Genomic DNA, 2,574 nt, shown 5'->3' with positions numbered 1-2,574 from the left:
ACCGGAACAGGTTGAGACTTTGCTGGGGGTTGATTCTATGGAGCTTGAAGTGGGTTATGGCATGATTCCTCTGGTAGACGCGTCACAGGGTGGTGATCTGCTGGAACGGATTAAAATGATCAGGCGGCAGTTTGTCCTTGATATGGGCTTCATCCTGCCATCCGTACATATTCGTGATAATCTGCAACTGAAACCCAACGATTATATTCTGAAAGTGAAAGGTAATGAAGTGGCTCGGGGAGAGGTGATGGTTGGCTACTGCCTGGCAATGAATCCTGAGGATGAGGCGCCATCGCTGGAAGGAATTCCGACAAAAGAACCGGCCTTTGGTCTGCCGGCCTTGTGGATCGAGGAGCGTCAGCGGGAACGGGCCCAGTTGGCGGGCTATACGGTGGTGGATGCCTCGACCGTGGTGGCGACCCATCTGGTTGAAAAAATCCGTGAATTTGCCCATGAATTAATGACCCGCCAGGACGTGCAGAAGCTGGTTAACAACCTTTCCCGGGAGTATCCACAGGTGGTGGAGGATCTCGTCCCCGGGGTAGTCCCCTGGGGGACGCTGCAAAAGGTTTTGCAGAATCTGCTGCGGGAGCAGGTGCCGATTAAAGACCTGATGACTATTATTGAAACCATGTCCGAATATACCATGCAGATTCGTGATGCCGACGTGCTCACCGAATATGTGCGCCAGGATCTGGGGCGGACCGTAACCCGAGGTTATCTGGGTGATAACAACCTGCTTTATGTCATGACTTTGGACCCGAAACTGGAAGAACTGATCAATAATTCCATCCAGCGTACTGATCACGGGGCTTTTCTCTCTCTTGATCCTAATGTTGTTTATGCTATGGTGGAAAAGATTAAGCAGCTTTCCGAAAAATTTACTATTATGAATGCCAGACCGGTGTTGTTGGGTGTTCCCATTGTTCGTTTTCATCTGCGACGACTTTTGGAACGTTTTATTCCCCGTTTAGTCTTGATTTCTCATAATGAAATCCCCCCTTCAGTTAAAGTCCAGTCACTGGGGAGAGTTTCCGCGGATTAACAGAAATGGCATGGTTGATTACAGGTTTAAATAAATGAAAGTAAAACATTTTCGTGGTAATAATATTTCCAAAGTGATGCTGGAGGTGAAAAAGGAGCTCGGCCGGGAGGCGGTGATCCTGGAAACCCGGCAACTTCCCGGCCAGGGTGGATCACTGGTGGAAATTGTGGCGGCAGTTGACTATCCGGATGATCATTTTGTCCCCGGCCTGGGAATTAACCGTTATTCTAATTCACTTACTGCTTCAACCGTAAATTGCAAGACGTCTGCCGGACAGCAGACAGGATTTTTTGCTTCTGCCGGCTACCGGGAATTACGTCAGGAAGTAGTATTAATGAAAAAAATGCTTAGCCGGCTGTTGGAAACTAGTGGTTTCCCGGGGGAGTGGGGCGCCGGCGGAGTATTGGCGGAACTCTATCAGCAGCTGTTGACCAAAGGGATTCATGAGGAAGTGTGTCGCAGTTTACTTGATCGGGTGGTAGATCAGCTGCCAGTTGAAAAATCGGCAAGCAGGGAAACGGCGATCGGCTGTCTGGCGCGGCAAATCATCGATGACGTCCCGCTGCTGAAAGTTGATCAAATTGGCCGTCTGGTGACTTTGGTAGGTCCTACCGGCGTCGGGAAAACAACCACGGTAGCCAAACTGGCGGCATTTTTCAGTCAGGAAAAAAATGAGGATATCGGACTCATATCAGTTGATACCTTTCGTCTGGGGGCGACGGCGCAGATCAGGGAATATGCCCGGCGCCTTCAGGTTCCGGTTCGAGTGGTGAAAAGTCGTGCCGCCATGGAAGAGGCGCTGGAAGAATTCAGTTCCAGGGATCGGATTATCATTGATACCATGGGCCGCAGTCACCATGATGAAAAGGGATTGCAGGCTCTGCAGCAGATTCTGCCGGCAAACCATGAGCTAACATCACTTCTGGTAGTGCCTGCGGGAATTCAGGAAGACGATTTGCTGGATGTGCTGGTTCAATTTCGCCGTTTTGCCTATGGGGCTTTATTGTTCAGTAAACTGGATGAAACCACCTGCCATGGGATACTGTTGCGTGGTTGTCAGTTGGCCCGGTTGCCTTTGTCTTTTTTTGCCACGGGGCAACTGGTACCCGAAGACATGGAAGAGGCCTCAGGTGAACGGGTAGCAAGTCTTTTGTTGGATTTAAATTGAAACTAAATTGAGCGATTAGCTTTTAGCCGTTAGCCATTAGTTTAATCTCAACTTTTTGACTTGCATTACCAGGGACATCTCAGCAGGATGTTCGGGCTTGGCTCATAGCGGTATTGGCTGCCGAACGAATCACACGATGCGATTCGCGGTGGATGCCTCGGAAGCCGGCCATGGGAGGCCGGCGAGAATGAGTGAGAGCCATGCCGGAACATCCCTGAGATTTATTTCAGCCCTGCCTGTCGGTAGACAGGTGTTTTTAGAGCAAGTCAGAAAGTTGAGTTTAATGATTAAAGGGGTTTTATTTATATACGCCTAAACTGAGCGATTAGCCTTTAAAGGTGTAAGGTGTAAGGTGTAAGGT

Annotated in this window: 3 protein-coding genes; 2 read left to right on the top strand and 1 reads right to left on the bottom strand. The window is 49.6% G+C overall.

Annotation, left to right across the window (positions count from 1 at the left end):
* Together U9P07_09130 and flhF are read left to right on the top strand one after the other, a co-directional pair.
* Positions 1-1,045 (top strand): FHIPEP family type III secretion protein (locus U9P07_09130; GenBank protein MEA2109566.1); only part of this gene is annotated, 1,045 nt, incomplete at its 5' end.
* A gap of 34 nt (positions 1,046-1,079) precedes the next feature.
* Positions 1,080-2,213 carry a flagellar biosynthesis protein FlhF gene (gene flhF / locus U9P07_09125; protein MEA2109565.1) on the top strand — a complete coding sequence of 378 codons (1,134 nt, stop codon included), beginning with the start codon at positions 1,080-1,082 and terminating at the stop codon, positions 2,211-2,213.
* Positions 2,214-2,292: 79 nt separating this feature from the next.
* Here flhF and U9P07_09120 read toward each other — a convergent pair whose 3' ends face one another.
* A complete protein-coding gene (locus U9P07_09120) occupies positions 2,293-2,415 on the bottom strand; it encodes a hypothetical protein (GenBank protein MEA2109564.1) in 123 nt (40 codons plus the stop codon).
* Positions 2,416-2,574 lie beyond the last annotated feature (159 nt).

The organism is Pseudomonadota bacterium, assembly GCA_034660915.1.
Lineage (GTDB): Bacteria > Desulfobacterota > Anaeroferrophillalia > Anaeroferrophillales > Anaeroferrophillaceae > DQWO01.
The sequence above is the reverse complement of the archived record's forward strand: the minus strand, read 5'-3'. Positions and strand labels throughout refer to the sequence as shown.